The following is a 1,289-nucleotide window of genomic DNA, read 5'->3' on the forward strand; positions in this document are numbered from 1 at the left end:
GACACATGGGGGGTTCCTTCTTTCCGTGCGGCCGGTCAGCAGATCCGCGGGAGCGGATCGCCGACGAGCATGTCGACGATGCGGGTGCCGCCGAACGCATTGCGCACGGCGACGATGTCGGACGGCGAGGCGACGACCTCGCCGATGCGGGCGGCCTGCGCGCCGCCGGGCAGCGACCGCAGGGCGGCGAGCGCGGCATCCGCCTGCGCCGCCGGCACGATCGCGGCGAACATGCCCTCGTTCGCGACGTAGAGCGGGTCGATGCCGAGCATGTCGCACGCGCCGCGCGCGGCGGGTTCCACCGGCACCGCGTCGTCGTCGACGATCACGCCGAGACCGGCCGCCTGCACGAGCTCGTTGAGCACCGTGCCGAGGCCGCCACGGGTGGCGTCGCGCATCCACCTGGTGCCGGGCGCGGCATCCATCATCGCCTCGACCAGAGCGGACACTGCTCGTGAGTCGCTCGCGACCGGCGCATCGATCGCCAGGGTGCCGCGGGCGAGCATGACCGCCATGCCGTGGGAGCCGATGGGTCCGGACACGAGGATCGCGTCGCCGGGCTCGACGAGGTGCGCGCCAAGCTCACGGCCCTCGGGGATGAGGCCGACCCCCGCGGTGGTGATGAAGACCTTGTCGGCGGCTCCCCGCGGCACCACCTTCGTGTCGCCCGCGACGATCGCGACGCCCGCCGCGTCGGCGGCGCGCCGCATGTCGGCGGCGACCTCCCGCAGCACATCGATCGACAGGCCCTCCTCGATCACGAACGCGGCTGTGATCCACCGCGGCACGGCGCCGGTGACCGCGAGGTCGTTGACGGTGCCGTTGACGGCGAGGTCGCCGATCGAGCCGCCCGGGAAGCGGATCGGGTTGACGACGTACGAGTCGGTCGTGAACGCGAGACGCCCGGCGGGCACCTCGAGCACGGCCGCATCGCCCGGATCCGACGGTGTCGGCGAGCCGAACGCCTCGAAGAACACCGCGTCGACGAGCGCCGCGGACGCCTTGCCGCCGGCGCCGTGGGCGAGGGTCACGAACTCGTCGATGAGACGGGGCCGTCGACGGCGGAACGCCTCGATGCGGGCGAGGACGTCGTCCTCGCTGTCGTTGAGCCGGTTCTTGGAGCGCGGGGGCGCAGCCTGGTCGGTCATCGGGGGTCTCCGATCGGGGGAAGGGATGCGGGCTCGGCGACCAGGGCGATCGCGGTGCCCGCGTGGATGACGAGGAGGTCGCCGGGCAGCACCTGCCCGACGATCGTCACGTCGACGTCTTCGAGGCCATCGGCCGTGCGC

1 protein-coding gene is annotated in these 1,289 nt (G+C 73.0%); it reads right to left on the reverse strand.

From position 1 onward, the window contains the following. Positions 1-35: 35 nt before the first annotated feature. A complete protein-coding gene (gene hypE / locus ASG00_RS05995; protein WP_082483107.1) occupies positions 36-1,148 on the reverse strand; it encodes a hydrogenase expression/formation protein HypE in 1,113 nt (370 codons plus the stop codon). Positions 1,149-1,289 lie beyond the last annotated feature (141 nt).

It is taken from the genome of Microbacterium sp. Leaf351, from assembly GCF_001423825.1.
Lineage (GTDB): Bacteria > Actinomycetota > Actinomycetes > Actinomycetales > Microbacteriaceae > Microbacterium > Microbacterium ginsengisoli.